General features: G+C 55.7%; 17 protein-coding genes. 13 read left to right on the plus strand and 4 right to left on the minus strand.

Annotated features, from left to right (window positions below; translation table 11 throughout):
* Positions 1–43: 43 nt before the first annotated feature.
* Together ACFPDR_RS08695 and ACFPDR_RS08700 are read left to right on the plus strand one after the other, a co-directional pair.
* Positions 44–1,012 carry a cyclase family protein gene (locus ACFPDR_RS08695; protein ID WP_376911061.1) on the plus strand — a complete coding sequence of 323 codons (969 nt, stop codon included), beginning with the start codon at positions 44–46 and terminating at the stop codon, positions 1,010–1,012.
* Between the two features lie 170 nt (positions 1,013–1,182).
* Positions 1,183–1,623, plus strand: a complete 441-nt coding sequence (locus tag ACFPDR_RS08700) for a YtoQ family protein (protein WP_060185080.1) — start codon at positions 1,183–1,185, stop codon at positions 1,621–1,623.
* A gap of 148 nt (positions 1,624–1,771) precedes the next feature.
* On the opposite strand, the gene ACFPDR_RS08705 is transcribed toward ACFPDR_RS08700, so the two are convergent.
* Positions 1,772–4,234, minus strand: coding sequence for a heavy metal translocating P-type ATPase (locus ACFPDR_RS08705; RefSeq protein ID WP_376911000.1), 2,463 nt, complete (start codon positions 4,232–4,234; stop codon positions 1,772–1,774).
* Here ACFPDR_RS08705 and ACFPDR_RS08710 point away from each other — a divergent pair.
* On the plus strand, positions 4,179–4,358 hold the full coding sequence (locus ACFPDR_RS08710; RefSeq protein ID WP_021446589.1) for a hypothetical protein: 180 nt from the start codon (positions 4,179–4,181) through the stop codon (positions 4,356–4,358). The two genes, ACFPDR_RS08705 and ACFPDR_RS08710, sit on opposite strands and share 56 nt — an antisense overlap.
* A gap of 15 nt (positions 4,359–4,373) precedes the next feature.
* Here the strand turns inward: ACFPDR_RS08710 and ACFPDR_RS08715 are convergent, their stop codons facing one another.
* Complete coding sequence (locus ACFPDR_RS08715; protein WP_026482562.1) at positions 4,374–4,691, minus strand: DUF4148 domain-containing protein; 318 nt, start codon at positions 4,689–4,691, stop codon at positions 4,374–4,376.
* A gap of 139 nt (positions 4,692–4,830) precedes the next feature.
* On the opposite strand from ACFPDR_RS08715, the gene ACFPDR_RS08720 reads away from it, so the two are divergent.
* From ACFPDR_RS08720 to ACFPDR_RS08755, 8 genes are all read left to right on the plus strand, one after another.
* A complete protein-coding gene (locus ACFPDR_RS08720) occupies positions 4,831–5,784 on the plus strand; it encodes a LysR family transcriptional regulator (RefSeq protein WP_026482563.1) in 954 nt (317 codons plus the stop codon).
* A gap of 103 nt (positions 5,785–5,887) precedes the next feature.
* Complete coding sequence (locus ACFPDR_RS08725; protein ID WP_376911001.1) at positions 5,888–6,562, plus strand: ankyrin repeat domain-containing protein; 675 nt, start codon at positions 5,888–5,890, stop codon at positions 6,560–6,562.
* A 54-nt stretch (positions 6,563–6,616) separates the two neighbouring features.
* Positions 6,617–7,834, plus strand: a complete 1,218-nt coding sequence (locus ACFPDR_RS08730) for a cyanate transporter (protein ID WP_353639485.1) — start codon at positions 6,617–6,619, stop codon at positions 7,832–7,834.
* Between the two features lie 157 nt (positions 7,835–7,991).
* Positions 7,992–9,515, plus strand: a complete 1,524-nt coding sequence (locus tag ACFPDR_RS08735) for an FAD-dependent monooxygenase (protein ID WP_081055305.1) — start codon at positions 7,992–7,994, stop codon at positions 9,513–9,515.
* Complete coding sequence (locus ACFPDR_RS08740) at positions 9,508–10,986, plus strand: aldehyde dehydrogenase family protein (RefSeq protein ID WP_376911002.1); 1,479 nt, start codon at positions 9,508–9,510, stop codon at positions 10,984–10,986. The genes ACFPDR_RS08735 and ACFPDR_RS08740 overlap by 8 nt, the downstream gene beginning before the upstream one ends.
* On the plus strand, positions 10,964–11,365 hold the full coding sequence (locus ACFPDR_RS08745; RefSeq protein WP_035271572.1) for a RidA family protein: 402 nt from the start codon (positions 10,964–10,966) through the stop codon (positions 11,363–11,365). Before ACFPDR_RS08740 ends, ACFPDR_RS08745 begins: the two co-directional genes overlap by 23 nt.
* 74 nt (positions 11,366–11,439) lie before the next feature.
* On the plus strand, positions 11,440–12,213 hold the full coding sequence (locus ACFPDR_RS08750) for an aldolase (RefSeq protein WP_035271570.1): 774 nt from the start codon (positions 11,440–11,442) through the stop codon (positions 12,211–12,213).
* 147 nt (positions 12,214–12,360) lie between these two features.
* On the plus strand, positions 12,361–13,248 hold the full coding sequence (locus ACFPDR_RS08755; RefSeq protein WP_060185075.1) for an AraC family transcriptional regulator: 888 nt from the start codon (positions 12,361–12,363) through the stop codon (positions 13,246–13,248).
* Positions 13,249–13,295: 47 nt separating this feature from the next.
* Here the strand turns inward: ACFPDR_RS08755 and ACFPDR_RS08760 are convergent, their stop codons facing one another.
* The gene (locus ACFPDR_RS08760) at positions 13,296–13,634 is read right to left on the minus strand and encodes a c-type cytochrome (protein ID WP_376911004.1); all 339 of its coding nucleotides are present in this window, start codon (positions 13,632–13,634) and stop codon (positions 13,296–13,298) included.
* Between the two features lie 250 nt (positions 13,635–13,884).
* On the opposite strand from ACFPDR_RS08760, the gene ACFPDR_RS08765 reads away from it, so the two are divergent.
* Together ACFPDR_RS08765 and ACFPDR_RS08770 are read left to right on the plus strand one after the other, a co-directional pair.
* A complete protein-coding gene (locus tag ACFPDR_RS08765; protein ID WP_026482567.1) occupies positions 13,885–14,310 on the plus strand; it encodes a universal stress protein in 426 nt (141 codons plus the stop codon).
* A gap of 175 nt (positions 14,311–14,485) precedes the next feature.
* A complete protein-coding gene (locus ACFPDR_RS08770; RefSeq protein WP_376911006.1) occupies positions 14,486–15,274 on the plus strand; it encodes a class I SAM-dependent methyltransferase in 789 nt (262 codons plus the stop codon).
* Positions 15,275–15,278: 4 nt separating this feature from the next.
* Here the strand turns inward: ACFPDR_RS08770 and ACFPDR_RS08775 are convergent, their stop codons facing one another.
* Positions 15,279–16,460, minus strand: coding sequence for a PQQ-dependent sugar dehydrogenase (locus tag ACFPDR_RS08775; protein WP_376911007.1), 1,182 nt, complete (start codon positions 16,458–16,460; stop codon positions 15,279–15,281).
* Between the last annotated feature and the right edge of the window lie 22 nt (positions 16,461–16,482).

The following is a 16,482-nucleotide window of genomic DNA, read 5'->3' on the forward strand; positions in this document are numbered from 1 at the left end:
TTCTCACCGTCTTCTCGGTTTACTGCTGGTTGGTGCAAGCAGCATGAGCGTCTCTCTGGCTCATTCCACTCACCCAGCGAGCAACCCTTTGCCCCTTAGTGCTCAGGAAGTGGGCATCAGCCCCTGGGGGCCGGACGATGAAATTGGTCGCTTGAACCTGATCACCCCTGCTTCCCGGGCTGCCATCTTGTCCCGTCTGGATGGCAGCAAAGTCTATGACCTGGCAACCGACTACTACCTGGGCATGCCCAGCTGGCAGGACGCGGGAGACCCGCACTATCAGTTCTGGATGACCCATACCCCCCGTGGTACCGCAGTGGATGACCCGATGGGAGTTGGCGATGAGATGAACGCGGTTCGTAGCTACACAGGCACGGCTTTTTCCATGTACAGCCATACGGGCACCCATATCGATGCCCTGAATCACTTCGGCATTCATGGAAAGATCTGGAATGGTTTCAAGGCTGATGAGCATCTGGGTGACCGTGGCTGGAACCGTACTGGCATCGAGAAATTCCCGCCCTTGATCGCCCGTGGCGTCTTGATTGATGTGGCCGCCGCCAAAGGCGTAGACATGCTGCCCGACCAATACCGCATCACACGCCAGGACTTGAGGGACGCACTGGCCCGTCAGAAAACGGTGCTGAAAGAAGGCGATATTGTCCTGATCCGTACGGGCCGCATGAAGCTCTTTAATGATCCCAAAGCCTACATGAACGCGCCGCCCGGCATGGGTCTGGATGCTGCTCGTTATCTGGTGGAGGAAGGCGGTGCGATGATTGTGGGTGCGGACAATTTGAGCTTTGAAACCTTCCCTTCCGAGGTGCCTGATGACTACGTCCCCTTGCATACCTATCTATTGGCTCAACAAGGCGCACCGATCATTGAGTTGATTGCCCTGGATGAACTGTCCAAGGACAAGGTCTATGAGTTTGCCTTTATTGGCGGTCCGCTCAAGATCCGGGGCGGTGATGCGGCTCCGCTGCGTCCGGTTGCCATCCCGATTCGCTGATCCACAGGCTTCATAAAGAAACCCGTTTCTTTAGCCCTTGATGCGTTTGCGAATAAGGGCTATCGCGTTTGCCTGCTGTTAGGTGCCGCTCAATATGCTACTGTTGGGTGGGTTTGAATGCGCCGGGCGCCTGTTAAAGAGGCGTCCGGCTTTTCTTTATGGAGTATGTAATGACTTACACCGTTTATCTGTCCGGCGAAATTCACACGGATTGGCGCGAGCAGATTGCTCAAGGTGCAAAGGCCGCTGGATTGGATATTACCTTTACCAGCCCTGTTACCGATCACGATGCCAGCGATGCCGCCGGCGATCACCTGGGACCGGCCAGCGAAGGTTTCTGGCGTGATCACAAATCCTCCAAAATCAATGCCATCCGCACCAGAACCCTGATTGAACAGGCGGATCTGGTCGTGGTGCGTTTTGGAGATAAGTACAAACAGTGGAATGCTGCCTTTGATGCCGGTTTCTGTGCCGCCCTGGGCAAACCGTACGTGACGTTGCACGCCGAAGACATCATCCATCCCTTGAAAGAAGTGGATGCCAGTGCGCAGGCCTGGGCAACTAGCCCCGAGCAAATCGTGGAGATTTTGCGTTATACGCTGAAAGCCTGATCGGTGAAGGCCGGATCATGAGTTTGGCAATATCGCTTTGCTAAAAAATGCCGCCCCGGTTGGGCGGCATTTGTTTCTCTGCTTGAAAGAACCCCTTGGTTTACACCGGGTTCTACTGCGCTGTAGTGAAACGTGTTGTGCGGGTACCTTAGTTCAGCTTCACCCGCCGCAAACGCAAGGCATTGCTGACCACAAAGACACTGGACAAGGCCATGGCGCCAGCGGCAAACATGGGCGAGAGTAAGGTGCCGTTAAAGGGATAGAGCACGCCTGCTGCTACCGGAATCAGTGCCACGTTATAGGCAAAGGCCCAGAACAGGTTTTGACGGATATTGCGCATGGTGGCGTGGGACAAGGCTATCGCGGTGACCACGCCTTGCATATCGCCCGACATCAAGACTACATCAGCCGCTTCAATGGCAATGTCCGTTCCGGTGCCAATCGCAATCCCCACGTCTGCTACAGCCAGAGCGGGTGCATCGTTGATGCCATCGCCGACATAGGCCAGATGCTGATGGGTATCGCGCAAGGCCTGAACCGCTTGCACCTTGCCTTCAGGCATGACTTCCGCCACCACTTCATCAATATTGAGACGGCGGGCAATAGCATTCGCCGTGTGGCGATTATCGCCGGTAATCATGACGACCTTGATGCCACGGGCATGCAACTGCTCGATGGCGCGCGGCGTGGTTTCCTTGATGGGGTCAGCCACGGCCAGCAAGGCAATGACCTGCTTGTTGCGGGCGGCGTACATGGGGGTTTTGCCGTCCTGCGCCAGCGTCTGGGCTTGCTCGGTAAAGGCTGTCAGGTCCGCCCCTAATTGCGTCATCAGGCGATCTGCACCCACATGCCATTGGTCAGCTCCGATTTGGGCGGTGACACCCAGGCCTGTCAGAGATTCAAACTGCTCAGCCTTGGGCAAGGTGATTTGCTTTTCCTTGGCGGCGCTGACAATGGCTTGGGCAATCGGATGCTCGGAGTAGTTTTCCAGAGCGGCAATCGCTGCCAAAGCCTGATCCTGGTTCTCTCCGGGTGCGCAGACAAAATCGGTCAGTTCTGGCGCGCCCTTGGTCAGGGTGCCTGTTTTATCCACGGCCACGACTTTTACATCGCGCAGTGCTTGCAGAGAGTCCCCTTTACGGAACAGCACGCCAGCCTGTGCGGCTCGGCCCGTCCCCACCATGATGGAGGTTGGTGTGGCCAGACCCATGGCACATGGGCAAGCAATAATCAGCACAGCGACGGCATTGACCAGTGCAAAGCTCAATGCGGGCGATGGGCCAAAAATCAGCCAGACAATGGCGGTCAAGACGGCCAGTGTCATGACGGCGGGCACAAACCACAGCGTGATTTTGTCGACCACGGCTTGAATAGGCAGCTTGGAGCCTTGGGCCTGCTCAACCATGGACACAATATTGGCCAGTACGGTGTCCTGCCCCACGGCGGTAGCCTCAAATTCCAGCGAACCTTTTTGGTTCACTGTGCCACCAATGACTTTATCGCCCTGGGATTTGGACACGGCAATGGATTCGCCTGTCACCATGGATTCATCCACATAGCTCTGACCGGCAAGAACATCTCCATCAACGGGGATACGCTCGCCGGGACGAACCAGCACGACATCGCCCGCATGCAGATCTGCCAGGGGCAGCTCAATTTCCTGACCGTCGCGACGTACACGAGCGGTAGGCGGCTGCAGGCTGAGCAGGCGTTGAATGGCTTCAGACGTACGACCTTTGGCGCGCGCTTCCATGACACGGCCCAGTAAAATCAGGGCGACGATGACAGCGGCAGCTTCAAAGTACACGTAGACGGATTCGGAAGGCAGCCACTGTGGCGCAAAGGTAGCCACCAGCGAGAAGCTGTAGGCCGCCAGGGTCCCCACAGCGACCAGCGAGTTCATGTCCGGGCCACCACGCAAGAGAACAGGAATCCCTTTGGTGTAGAACTCGCGGCCTGGGAACAGCAAAACCAGCGTGGTCAGCACGAACTGGATCAGCCAGCTGTTCTGTGTACCTATGGTGCTGGCTACCCAATGATGGAAAGCAGGCACCATATGGCCGCCCATTTCCAGAATGAAAACGGGCAAGGCCAGCACCGTCGCCAGCCAGAAACGCTTGCGCAGCGTTTCGTAGGTTTGTTCGGCACGCTCGAACTGGTCATTTGTGACAGCCGCTTCGGCAAGGCTGGCAGGATAGCCGGCTTTGCTCACCGCCTGAATCAGCTCAGGAGCTTTCACACCCTGCGCCACTTGCACATGCGCTTTGGCGGTTGCCAGATTGACCGAGGCTTTTTGTACGCCCGGCACTTTCAGCAAGGCCTTTTCAACGCGACCCACGCAGGAGGCGCAGGTCATGTCCTGCACGTCCAGCACAATGTCTTGTTGGGAAATTTTGTAACCACCCTTTTCCACTGCCTGCATAATGGCGTCGACCGGGGCGGCACCCTCAAATTCCACGGTGGCCTTGTTGGTGGCCAGATTTACCTGGGCCGATTGCACACCGGGGACTTTGCCAATAATCTTTTCAACCCGACTGACGCAGGAAGCACATGTCATGCCTTCCACATCTAAAGTCAGGCGTGAGCCCTTGTTTGAAGCGCTGCTTGTCATCGAAATCACCCTTCAATGGATCGTCAATGAAGCCACTTTAGGGCTTGACCCGATGGGAAGGTCAACAGCTGATAAAAAAAACGCCTCCGAAGAGGCGTTTCAAGGGGGAACTACGACTAATTAGGGATCAATCAGCAGCTTAGTAAGCAACAAAGGTGCCGTTGTTGTTGTTCCAGTCTTTGGCTTCTGCGGCAACCTGATCACGGCTCAGCTCGGAGCGGGTATCGATACGTGGGTAGTCGCCCATGGAACCCGTGCTAATGTAGCCTTGCTCTTGAGCAGCAGCCAGTTCTTGAACGACTTGCTGACGGCTCAAAGGAGCGTCGGTCGATTCAATTGCTGGGTAGTTCAGGTTTTCGCCGGTAGCGACATTGTTGGTAGCTGCCATGGCAGTGCCGCTCAAAGCGGTGGCACCAAGAATCAGGCTGGCGATAGTTGCGCGTGCGATGTTTTTCATTATTTACTCCAAATCTACGGTGTGTTTTTCGGTGGTTCGCTGTTGTGTTTAGCGAATCGTTAGATGGAGTATGAGCCTTTCTAAACCTAGTAAAAACCCTTAATATTGCAAACGTATTTCCATTCATGGAACAATTCAAATGAGTACCATTATCGCCGGTCCCCTGCTCAACGACATCGCGATCTTCGTGGAAGTGGCTCGTGCCCGCCACTTTAGCCGTGCTGCCCAAGCCCTGGGAATGCCGGTTTCCACCGTGTCACGCCGTATCCGCGAATTGGAAAAAGAAGTGGGTGTGGCCCTGCTCAAACGCAGTACGCGCAATGTAGATGTGACCGACGCGGGACAAGTGTATTTCGAGCGCTGCCTGGCTGTCGTCGAACAGGCTCGTCTGGCTCATGAACAATTGCTGGATGTGGCTCAGACCCCCAAAGGACGTTTACGGGTTTCCATGCCTGCCAGTTTCAGCATTGTGCTGATGCCCGCCATTATCCGGGGCTTTAATCAACAGTACCCGGATATTGAGCTGGAGTTTGACCTGACCATACGGCCTATTGATTTGCAGGCCGACAACTACGATTGCGTCATCCGTGTGGGTGCTCAGCCTGACTCCAGCGCGGTGGCCACCATGTTAGGACAGATTCGTCTGGGGCTGTATGCCACCCGCAACTATCTGGACCGCAAAGGGCGACCCAAGCATCCTTCTGAACTGGCAGGCCATACTTGTATTTGTGCCCGCCCTGCCAGCTCGGATCGAGTCTGGTCCTTGCGTGGGCCGAATCAGGAGCGCTATGACGCGATTGTGGAAGGTTCCATTACCGTCAATAACGCCATCATGATGCGCAAACTGGCCGTGCATGACCTGGGTATTACCGCCTCTTCCTTGCTGGAACGAAAATTGGATCCGGATTGCGCGCACCTGGAGCGTGTTTTGCCGGATTGGGAGTTTGCGCCTTTCCCTATTCTGGCTTTGCTCCCCTCGCGTCTGATGCCGCAAAAGACTCGCGTGTTCCTTAATTATCTGCGTAGCGAGCTGGATAGATTGATGTCTCAGCCCGAATTGGATGTGGCCGCAGCCGGTCAAGCTTATCCGTAAGAAAATAAGCAGTATGCTTATGAATCGGTGTTGCCCAAGGCCTATCTATGCTATTTATAAACGTTTGGTCCTCTGGGGCCAATGCCATGACGGGGGGAAGCGCATGAAAGTAGTACTGCAAAGCTTGCTGGCTGGAATGGTGATGAGTTTGGCCTTGGGGAGTGGCAGTGTGTGGTCACAAACAGTATTGCTGGAAGCGGTAGAGCAAGGCGATAGCGCCAAAGTGCGCGAGATTCTTTCAGAAAAGCGGGCTCGCGCCAGCGTCAGTGTCAGCGACGATCAAGGGCAAAGCCCCTTGTTACGTGCAACCTGGTTAAACCATATTGATATTGCCCGGCAGTTGATACGTGCCGGTGCGGATGTAAATCAGGCCGACTCCATTCACGACAGCCCTTACTTGGTCGCGGGTGCACAAGGTCGTCTGGAAATCCTGCGCATGACTCTGGAGAACGGAGCCGATCTGCGTAGCGTGAACCGCTATGGTGGTACGGCGCTGATTCCAGCGGCTGAGCACGGTTATGTCGATGTTGTGCGCCTTTTACTGGCGGCGGGGGTCGACCCTAACCATGTGAATTACTTGGGCTGGACTGCTTTGCATGAGGCGATTGTGCTCTCTGATGGCGGGCCGGAACACCAGGAAGTGCTGCGTTTGCTGATCAAGGCCGGAGCGGATGTGAACCTGCCGGATCGTCAGGGAGTGCGTCCCTTGAGCCTGGCTCGCCAGCGCAGCCAGACAGAGATGGCCGAAATTCTGGAGCTGGCCGGCGCGAATCCTTAAACGTCGCCGACTCGGCGGCTGCATTTTTCTTCCAATCACAACAATAACGATTTTATGTCTTCTACTCAGACTGCCCCGTCGTCGACGGGTGTTCAAGCCAGCCCAGCTTTGTGGCTGGCTTTCGTCATTCTGGTCGGCTTGAACCTGCGTCCTTTTCTGACCTCCAGCGGCACCTTGGCACGACAGGTGGCCCAAGGGTTGAACATGCCCTTGAGCAGCCTGGCCTGGCTGACTTTGCTGCCCATGATGGTGATGGGACTGGGCGCTTTCTGCATGCCCTCCTTGCGGCGCGTCCTGGCACTGCGCCATGTCTTGATTACATCCTTGCTCTTGCTGTGTCTGGGCTGTGTGCTGCGCTGGTTTGTGCCTAATGGGGCCAGCCTGATTGCAACAGCGCTGATCTGTGGTTTGGGCGTGTCCTTGCTGCAAGCGGGGATGCCCGGTTTGATCAAGGAACAGTTTCCGCGCCATATCGCTCAGGTCACCGGGGTTTACTCCGCGACCTTGATGGGTGGGGGTGCTTTGGGTGCGCAGATTACGCCGTGGGTCAGCTCCTTGACGGACAGCTGGCGTATCGCGCTGGCTTTCTGGGCCTTGCCGATCAGCGTGGCCTTGTGGATTGCCTGGAAAGTGGTGCCGCGTGAAGCTCCGGGCGCGAATTTGTCGCCTCCGTCCTTGTCCTTGCTGGCTCGTCCTCGCACCTGGACCTTGATTGTGTGTTTTGGCCTGATCAATGGCGGCTATGCCTCTTTGGTGACCTGGCTGGCGACGTTCTATCAAGACCGGGGCTGGACGGCTGAAGCCAGCGGTAGCCTGGTGGCGGTCCTGTCGGTGGCACAAGCCATTGCCGCCTTTGGCTTGCCTACCTTGGCGGCCAAGAATAAAGATCGCCGCATGTGGGTATGGCTGGCGCTGGCGTGTCAGTTCGTGGGCTTCCTGGCCTTTGCCTATATTCCCGATATGGCCCCCTATCTGTGGGCGATTATTATCGGCATCGGCTTGGGCGGCTGCTTTTCCTTGCTGCTGTTGGTGGCTCTGGACCACTTTCCGGATGCAGCCCGTGCCGGGACCTTGAGTGCCTTGATGCAAGGCGGTGGCTTTCCGATTGCCGCCCTCTTTCCCATGATCAGCGTACAGTTGCGTGAAATGAGTAATGGCTTTCAGGCAGGCTGGATGTTGCATGCGGCAATGGCGGTATTGGTGGCCATCATGGCCTGGAGCTTTCAGCCTGCGCGATACGCCCAAAAGATGAAGCGAAATGACGCATCCTGAGTAGCAGCTCGTATCGGTAGAAATAGCCTGGCTTTGCGACAAGCCAGGTTTTTTTTGGCCGTTTCAGGCTAGAACTCGTCCGTTATGCGCATCCCGACGGACAGCCTTTCCTCAACAATGATGTCTCCACGATTACATAAAAAACGAGGAGACATCAGTGGAACATCAAGTCATTATTTCGGGCGCCGGCCCGGTTGGCTGCTGGCTGGCCTGCGAGTTACAGCTTGCGGGTGTGCAGACCTTGCTGATTGAACAAACTGCCACTATCAGCCCTCAATCTCGGGCTTTGACGATTCATCCGCGAACCATTGAAGTCTTTGCCATGCGTGGCGCACACCACGAGATGCTGGCGCAGGCGGTGCGTATTCCTAGCGGACATTTTGCCGTCTTTGAGCATCGTCTGGACTTCAAGCAGTTGGACACTCGCTTTGACTATACGCTGGCTATTCCCCAGGCGCGCATTACCGCTATCTTGCAGGAGCGTGCGCGCTCCTTGGGCGCGGATATCCGCCGGTCCGAGAAAGTATGCCGCTTTGAACAGAACCCGGAGGGAGTCTCGGTTTGGATTGAAAACAGCCAGCTAGAGCAGTATGTCGCTACAGCGCAATGGCTGGTGGGCTGCGATGGGACGCGCAGCACAGTGCGTCAACAGGCCGGGATTGCGTTTCCTGGAACAGATGCCACGGTCTTGGGCTGGCTGGGAGACGCCATGCTGACCGACCCGCCCGAGGGCGTCATGATTGGTGAGTGGGGGCTGAATGGGACGGCCATGGTTGCGAAGTTGCCGGATGGCCAGCATCGTTTGGTCGGGCTGTCGCCGGACGACGTGAATCGTCCATGGCCGGGTGATTTGCCTTTGGAAGAGCTACGCGAAAAAGTCCGGGCCGTCTTTGGAACCGATTTTGGATTGCACAGCCCATCCTGGCTGTCTCGCTATAGCAATACCAGCCGCCAGGCCGAGAGCTACCGTAAAAATCGGGTTTTCTTGGCGGGTGACGCCGCCCACCAGCATATGCCAGCCGGGGGTGTGGGGCTGAATATCGGGATTCAGGATGCCATGAATCTGGGCTGGAAGCTGGCTGCCGTGATCAACGGGTGGATGCCGCACTCTTTGCTTGATAGCTACCATCAGGAGCGTTACCCCGTTGGCCAGGATTTGCTGGAGCACACCCAGGCACAGACTGCCTTGATGAGCTGTTTCTCTGTTGAGGGTATGGAATTACGTTCCTTTTTGAACAAGCTCATCAAGCAGTCCCCTGCCTTGGAGAAAACATTGGCCGAGAGGCTGTCTGGCCTGAGTGTGCTGTATCCATCAACCGTGCCGGGTGACCATGCCTTGGTGGGACGGCGTGCAGCGGATCAGGATCTGGTTGGTGGACAAAGTCTTTTTGGCCTCCTGGAACAGGGGCACTACGTGATGCTGGAGGTGAGTGGGCATGACAACGATGAGCTGGAATGCCCGGAGGGCCTGAAGGCTGTGTTGTATCGGAGCTCACTGGCCGTTCGCAGTGAGGGTTGGGAGCACGTGACTGCTGTGCTGATTCGGCCTGATGGCTATATCGCCTGGGCCAGCAATGAGCAAGACGCCACTCGCCTGCGTTTGGCAATGCGACACGCTTTAACGCCTTTTCAGACTGCGTCTCATGCGCTGGAAACCACCGAGAGGCTGGCCGATGAATAGTCAAACATCCACGTTCAGAATGTTGATTGACGGTGCCTTGGTGGATGGCGAACAAACCATGGCTGTCATCAACCCCAGTACGGGGCAGCCTTTTGCTCATAGTCCACGTGCCTCGCTCCGGCAAATGGAACAGGCGATCAACGCGGCCAGCCGCAGTTTTCCTGTTTGGTCCCGAACCACGATGCAGACACGGCGCGCCTTGATTTTGAGGATTGCCGATCTTATTGAGGAACACTGCCTGGAATTGGCGCATCTCCTGACCCAGGAACAAGGCAAACCCTTGCGGGATGCTCAGGCTGAAGTGCAAGGCACTGCCGCGTTTTTTCGGTATGTCGCTCAGTGCCGCATAGAGACGCAGACCTTGGAAGAGAGCACGATCAGACACGCTTATCTGCAACGCCAGCCTTTGGGCGTAGTGGCCGTGATTACGCCCTGGAATTTCCCCTTGATGCTGTTGGCCTTCAAAGTGCCTCACGCCTTGTTGGCGGGTAATACGGTGGTTATCAAACCGGCGGCGACCACGCCGCTGACCACCTTGAAACTGGGTGAGCTTATTGTCGATGCCTTGCCTGCGGGGGTTGTGAACATCGTCACGGATCACAACGATCTGGGCGATGCGTTGAGCAGCCATCCTCAGGTCGCCAAGATCTCTTTTACGGGTTCTACCGCAACTGGCTACAAGGTCATGGCTAATGCAGCCAAATCCTTGAAACGTTTGACCTTGGAACTAGGAGGCAATGACCCCGGGATTGTGCTTGATGATGCGGACCCCAAGCAGATCGCCCCCGGTATTGTGCGAGCCGCTTTCTTTAACAGTGGGCAGGCCTGCATCGCCTTGAAACGTCTCTATGTTCCTGATTCGCTCTCCGAGGCCTTGAGTCATGAGCTATGGAGTCATTGTCAGCGCCTGGTACTGGGAGATGGTCTGGATTCACAGACAACGCTGGGACCCTTGCAGAACCAGCAGCAGTTTCAGAAGGTGAAGTCCCTCCTGGAGGACGCCCGACAGCATGGGCGGGTTCTAAGTGCGGGTACGGTGCCGGAGGGGGCCGGTTACTTTCTGCCCCCTACTCTGGTGCTGGACATTGAAGACGGTACTCGTCTGGTGGATGAGGAACAGTTTGGCCCGGTCTTGCCTGTCATTCGCTACAGCAACGTGGAGCAAGCGATTGCCATGGCTAATCGCAGCCCTTATGGCCTGGGCGCCTCGGTATGGGCGTCCGATCTGGAGCGAGCCAGAGGAGTGGCCGATCAGTTGCAAGCGGGTACGGTTTGGATCAATCAGCACATTGACTTGGGGCCGCATATCCCTCAGTGCGGCAGTAAGCAGTCAGGCTTTGGCATTGAATTGGGCGCGGAGGGACTGCTGGAGTTTACCCAGGCCAAGGTTATCAATATCAATCCGGGCCTGGGCATAGCAGCCCAAGACCCGCAAAAGGAGCATATGAATGCAGAACAAACAAGCAATTAACCCTGACAATTTGCCCAAGCTGCCTGGGGTGGTGTCTCACGGCATTGTTCTGAATAAGGCTGGTTTGGTCTATACCTCGGGACAGCTATCCTGGGATGAAAATGGCCATTTGGTAGCCGGTGATCTCTTTGCCCAGTTCGAGCGTGCCTACAGCAATATCGATATCGTGCTCCAGGCTGCAGGTACCTGCCGTTCCGAGGTGATCAGCGAGACGATCTATATCGTTGGTGATTGCACTGAACATACAGCGCAGCTGGTTCAAGCCTTGACTCAGGCAAGGCCGGCAGGCTCCATCCCGCCAACCAGTACGCTTGTGGGCGTGCAGTCGCTGTTTGCCGAGGGGTTTTTGGTGGAAGTTCAGGTGGTGGCAACGATTTAAGGTGCATGGTTTGACCGGCTGCCTGTCACGGGTAGCCGTCCTGCTATTTTGGCCTGTACAACAAGATATGGACTATGAAAATTCAAGAGAAAAATCAGATTGCCGCCCAGGTGAACCAGGAAATGGGAGAGTTGAATACCGGCTCATGGACTCAGCGGGAGAAGTTGGCCCTGGCGTGTCGCATTCTTTTTGATGAGGGGCATTGGCGCGGTTTGGCGGGGCAAATTACGGCTCGCTTGTCACCGGATAGCACGGATATGTTGACGCTGGGTTTTGGGATTGGCTTTGACGAAGCTTGTGCCAGTTCCTTGGTGCAGGTCGATCAACAGCTACAGCCTCGGGGACGGAGCGCCATGCCCAATCCTGGGGTACGTTTTCATGCCTGGATCTATGCCAACCGCCCTGATGTTCAAGCGATTGTCCATACACATCCGCCGGCATGTGCTGCTTTATCCATGACGGGAGAGCCATTGGCCGTGGCTCATATGGACGCCACTCCTCTTTTCGAAAACTGTGCGTTTCTTCCGGATTGGCCTGGCTTGCCCATTGGGGATGAAGAGGGGCAGATCATTTCGCAAGCAATGGGCAACCGACATGCCATTTTGCTGGCCCATCATGGTTTGTTGACGGCTGGACGCAGTATTGAGGAAGCGTGCCTGTTAGCGGTGTGGATGGAGCACGCGGCACAAATGCAATTGAACGCCAGGGCCATGGGTACCATCAGGCACATTAAGCCAGAGCTGGCACGAGAGTCTCGGGATTTCTTGCTTAAACCCAAGGTATTGGCGCTGAGCTTTGCAAATTTTGCGCGGCGCGTGCTACGGGCAGACGGCGGCGTGCTCTTGTAGGCACAAGATTCGACTTTATTTTGGCCGGAATGCGATAGAAACTGGCTGTTAGCCGCAATTTTGCAGCCCAGCGCTGTGTTACGGTGTTTTTTTCGGCTTTTTTAAGGGCGTAGCTTCAGCTGTTTCAAGCACGCCTGCGACCCTTGAATGAAAGATGCCATTGTTACTGTCCAGGCCTATCTGGATCAGGTCGCTTTACCTGTGACGGGGTTACAGGTAGAGCTGGCCTTTGTGGGAGACACTGAGCCTCACAAGCATCGCAAACACCAGCTACTGTACGTTCTGAAAGGATTCATGTCTGTACAGACCGAACAAGGGGTGTGGGCGGTGCCCCCTCAGTGCGCGATCTGGATACCGGCTGATGTGATGCATTTTGCTCGAGCTACCCAGCAAGCCAGTATCGCGAATCTGTACATTGAGGCTCAGCCCCCTGCCCATCTGGAAGCATGTGGGATTCTGTTCACCCGTCCCTTGTTGCGGGAGTTGATTCTGAGACTGGTACAGTCTGGCGAGCACCTGCCGGGGAGCGAGCTGCGCCATGCTCGTTTGATTGCGGTGCTGATGGATGAATTGGCCCTGAGCCCTCAAAAATCCCTGCATTTACCCATGCCTGGGGACCGTCGTTTGAAAAGGCTGATCGATCATTTGGCACAAAACCCCGGCCTGAAGTTGAGCATGGAGCAATGGGGGGCCTTGATTGGAGTCAGTACGCGTACCTTGGGACGGCTATTTTTACGCGAAACAGGCATGTCTTTTGGGCGCTGGCTGCAACAATGGGATAGTTCCATTGCCCTGCAGAAACTGGCGAACGGAACATCGGTGACCGCAACCGCTCAAGATTTGGGCTATGAAAGCTTGAGTGCCTTTATCACCATGTTTCGTCGTACGGTGGGCACCACCCCTGCCCGCTTTTTTGCTCAGACCCAAACCTTGCCTGTCGAGTCGAACGAGCAGCCGTGCATTCATATGGATGGGCGTGTTGAAGATGTTTTTTCTAAAATTCATGTCCCGATGGCACAGATGAGCAGCCAATAAAAACGGCCATCCCTGGATGACCGTTTCCCATTGTGTAAACACACTGCTTACTGTTTTGGCGCACCCGCCATGATCCAATCCACCACCGCCTTGATGTCGGCATCAGAAATGGCTGCATTCGCAGGCATGGGCAGCGGTCCATAGACGCCCTTGCTGCCTTGACGGATATGCTGGGCAATGACTTCAGCGTTGGCTGGATCGTCCTTGCGCAGTTTGGCTATGTCCTTATAGGCGGGACCGACCACTTTTCTGTCTACCGTATGACAGGACAAACAAGCATTTCTGGTCAGCACATCCTTGACCGAGTCAAAGCCGGCTTCGGCTGCCTGGGCGCTGAAACCGGCACTGAACAAGGCCGTACAGACCAGTAGCTGCTTCAAGCTCATGAGGGATATCTCCTAAGAAAAACGGGCACAAGGAATGGTGGGACGAAGGGATGTGGCGCTTGTTTTTTTCCGCACATAAACGGGGTGATGTGGCATCCACACCGAGATCATACGGTTATGATAGAACAGCCTTTAGCAAATAGCGGTGGGGCTTGATACTGATCAAGCTGGTCTGCGCGCTTATTCTGTAATGTCCTAGTAGAAGTTATTGCTTCATACTTAAACAGTTCACACACTACAAGAGGTCTTCATGCTTAATGTTCTCGTTCCTGTCGATGGGTCTGATGCTTCCACTCGTGCTTTGAAAACCGCCGTGGACATCCTAACGGGCAAACCAGAAGCCACTTTGCACGTGCTGGCTGTTCCTACTCCGATCGTGTCGGGTAACGTCAAACGCTTTTTCTCGGAAGATGTGCTGCAGGCTTACTACCAGGACGAAGGCAGCAATGCGCTCCTGCCTGCTCGTTCCGTGCTCGCCGGCTCTCCTCTGAAAATCAAGGAAAGCATTATTGCCGGTAATGCTGCCCAAACGATCAAAGACTATGTAGAGAAGAACCAGATCGATCACATTGTGATGGGTACGCGCGGCCTGAGCGCCCTGCCCGGCCTGGTTCTGGGTTCGGTCACGACCAAGGTGCTGAGCCTGGTGAATGTGCCAGTAACCTTGATCAAGTAATTGAGCTGACTGTTCAGTCTGTACAGGCCGTCCTTGAGACGGCCTTTTTTATAGTCTTAAACCGAGGATTGGCGTTTTTTTTAGAGCTTGAGGGTATAAAAAAATCGCCAGTTCGCCGCTGGGCAAGATAGGGCTGTGTTTCAATACAGTGATAGTGACTATAAAAGAACTACTTATGTCAGATCCCTCTTTACTCGATCACAATGCCCGCGCCTGGGACAAACAAGCGCAAACAGAAAGCCCCTGGTCCTTGCCTGTCAGCAGCGAGCAGGTTGAACAAGCCCGTCGCGGGCAATGGCAAGTGCATTTGCTGCCCTCGCCTGTTCCTGCGGATTGGTTAGGTGATGTTCAAGGCAAATCCGTTCTGTGCCTGGCCAGTGCGGGTGGGCAGCAAGCCCCCATTCTGGCCGCTGCCGGGGCCTCGGTAACGGTGTTTGATCTGTCGGCCGGACAGTTGGATAAAGACCGTATGGTGGCCGAGCGTGATGGCTTGTCCTTGCAGATCGAACAAGGTGATATGTGCGATTTGTCGCGCTTTGGGACCGAGAGTTTTGATCTGATCTTGCACCCGGTCTCTAACCAGTATGTGCCTGATATCAGCCTGGTCTGGAAAGAATGCGCTCGTGTTCTGCGTCCGGGTGGGCATTTGCTGTCCAGCTTCTTTAATCCGGCTGTGTTTATTGCGGATCGGGATCCTAGTTACGCCCAGCAAGGTTTGATTCGCCCCAAATTCACCGTGCCTTACTCGGATTTGAGCAGCCTGGACACCGAAGCACGGCAAGCCAAGCAGGCACGCATGGAGCCTTTGATTTTTGGGCACTCCTTGGCCCAGCAGATCGGCGGGCAGCTGGAAGCGGGTTTGTATCTGGTCGATTACATCGAAGAAATGCACCCCGCCCCACGCTTTGAGATCGAGAAATACCTGCCCAGTTTTATTGCGACGCGCAGTCGCAAACCTGTTTAAAGCTTCAGGACTTGGGCTGAATGCGCAGTAGCTGGCCGTTGCTTTCGTCGGTCAGCACATAAACATCGCCATCCGGCCCGACACGCACATCTCGGATACGCTGCTTCAAGTCTTGCAGCAAGCGCTCTTCACCGACGATGTGGCCGTCCTCTTCGTCAAATTCCAGACGAATCAAGGCTTGTTCTTTCAAGGCACCTACAAATAGGCTGTGCTGCCAGTCCGGGACGCGTTCATTGTTATAGAAAGCCATGCCGCTGATGGCGGGCGAGACTGACCAGTAGTGGAAAGGCTCGGTCAGCCCCTCAAGCGGTGTGGGGCTGGCGGTGGGAATGGGTTTGCCGTCATAGCCTTGCCCTTCGGTACGCAAGGGCCAGCCATAGTTGGCGCCGGCTTGAATCCGGTTCAGTTCATCGCCGCCTTGCGGGCCATGTTCAGCCACCCACAACTCGTTTGTCCAAGGGTTCCAGGCCATGCCTTGGGGGTTGCGGTGGCCATAGCTCCAGATTTCTGCTCTGGCACCACGTTGACTGCGGAAAGGATTGTCGCGCGGCACAATGCCATCCGGGCGAATACGCACGACTTTACCTTGCAGGTGATCCAGTTGCTGAGCGGTGGCTGGCTGATTGTTCTCGCCCAGGGCGATATACAGGTCTCGTCCACCGGGATCAAAGGCCATGCGCACACCATAGTGCTGCCCCGTGGACAAGGCAGGCTCCTGACGGAAAATCGGGCGGAAGGCGTCGATACGTTTCAGGTCCGACGACAGCACGCCATAACCGACGGTGGTGGCCGAGTTCTGTTTGTCGCGGCGCTCGGCATAAGCCAGATAAATACGGCGGCTACGGAAAAAATCCGGGGCCAGAGCGACATCCAGCAAGCCCCCCTGGGATTGCGCATGGACTTTAGGCACACCGGCAATCGGTTCGGACAAGCCGTTTTCTTGAGTCCAAACACGCAGGCGGCCTGGGCGCTCGGTAACCAGAATGCCGGCATTGTTGGGCAAAAAAGCCATGGCCCAAGGGTGTTCCAGCCCACTGACCAGGGTCTCAACCGAGACAGCCGGTCCGCTGATGGCAGGAACAGGTTCAGATTGTGCCTGGGCCGATACTGAGGCCGTGGCTACGGCCAGGCCCAGCACGGTGGCTGCAAATGCAGAGGACAAACTGAAGGTTTTCTTTATACGCATAAGGCAGTGAAAGGCAGATAGG

This window comes from Alcaligenes sp. GCM10023179 (genome assembly GCF_042653705.1).
Lineage (GTDB): Bacteria > Pseudomonadota > Gammaproteobacteria > Burkholderiales > Burkholderiaceae_B > Alcaligenes > Alcaligenes phenolicus.

Coding starts and splice junctions, on each gene's coding strand:
- ACFPDR_RS08695 (WP_376911061.1), top strand. CDS start 44: ATGAGCGTCTCTCTGGCTCATTCCACTCACCCAGCGAGCAACCCTTTG.
- ACFPDR_RS08700 (WP_060185080.1), top strand. CDS start 1,183: ATGACTTACACCGTTTATCTGTCCGGCGAAATTCACACGGATTGGCGC.
- ACFPDR_RS08710 (WP_021446589.1), top strand. CDS start 4,179: ATGCCTTCCACATCTAAAGTCAGGCGTGAGCCCTTGTTTGAAGCGCTG.
- ACFPDR_RS08705 (WP_376911000.1), bottom strand. CDS start 4,234: ATGACAAGCAGCGCTTCAAACAAGGGCTCACGCCTGACTTTAGATGTG.
- ACFPDR_RS08715 (WP_026482562.1), bottom strand. CDS start 4,691: ATGAAAAACATCGCACGCGCAACTATCGCCAGCCTGATTCTTGGTGCC.
- ACFPDR_RS08720 (WP_026482563.1), top strand. CDS start 4,831: ATGAGTACCATTATCGCCGGTCCCCTGCTCAACGACATCGCGATCTTC.
- ACFPDR_RS08725 (WP_376911001.1), top strand. CDS start 5,888: ATGAAAGTAGTACTGCAAAGCTTGCTGGCTGGAATGGTGATGAGTTTG.
- ACFPDR_RS08730 (WP_353639485.1), top strand. CDS start 6,617: ATGTCTTCTACTCAGACTGCCCCGTCGTCGACGGGTGTTCAAGCCAGC.
- ACFPDR_RS08740 (WP_376911002.1), top strand. CDS start 9,508: ATGAATAGTCAAACATCCACGTTCAGAATGTTGATTGACGGTGCCTTG.
- ACFPDR_RS08745 (WP_035271572.1), top strand. CDS start 10,964: ATGCAGAACAAACAAGCAATTAACCCTGACAATTTGCCCAAGCTGCCT.
- ACFPDR_RS08750 (WP_035271570.1), top strand. CDS start 11,440: ATGAAAATTCAAGAGAAAAATCAGATTGCCGCCCAGGTGAACCAGGAA.
- ACFPDR_RS08755 (WP_060185075.1), top strand. CDS start 12,361: ATGAAAGATGCCATTGTTACTGTCCAGGCCTATCTGGATCAGGTCGCT.
- ACFPDR_RS08760 (WP_376911004.1), bottom strand. CDS start 13,634: ATGAGCTTGAAGCAGCTACTGGTCTGTACGGCCTTGTTCAGTGCCGGT.
- ACFPDR_RS08765 (WP_026482567.1), top strand. CDS start 13,885: ATGCTTAATGTTCTCGTTCCTGTCGATGGGTCTGATGCTTCCACTCGT.
- ACFPDR_RS08770 (WP_376911006.1), top strand. CDS start 14,486: ATGTCAGATCCCTCTTTACTCGATCACAATGCCCGCGCCTGGGACAAA.
- ACFPDR_RS08775 (WP_376911007.1), bottom strand. CDS start 16,460: ATGCGTATAAAGAAAACCTTCAGTTTGTCCTCTGCATTTGCAGCCACC.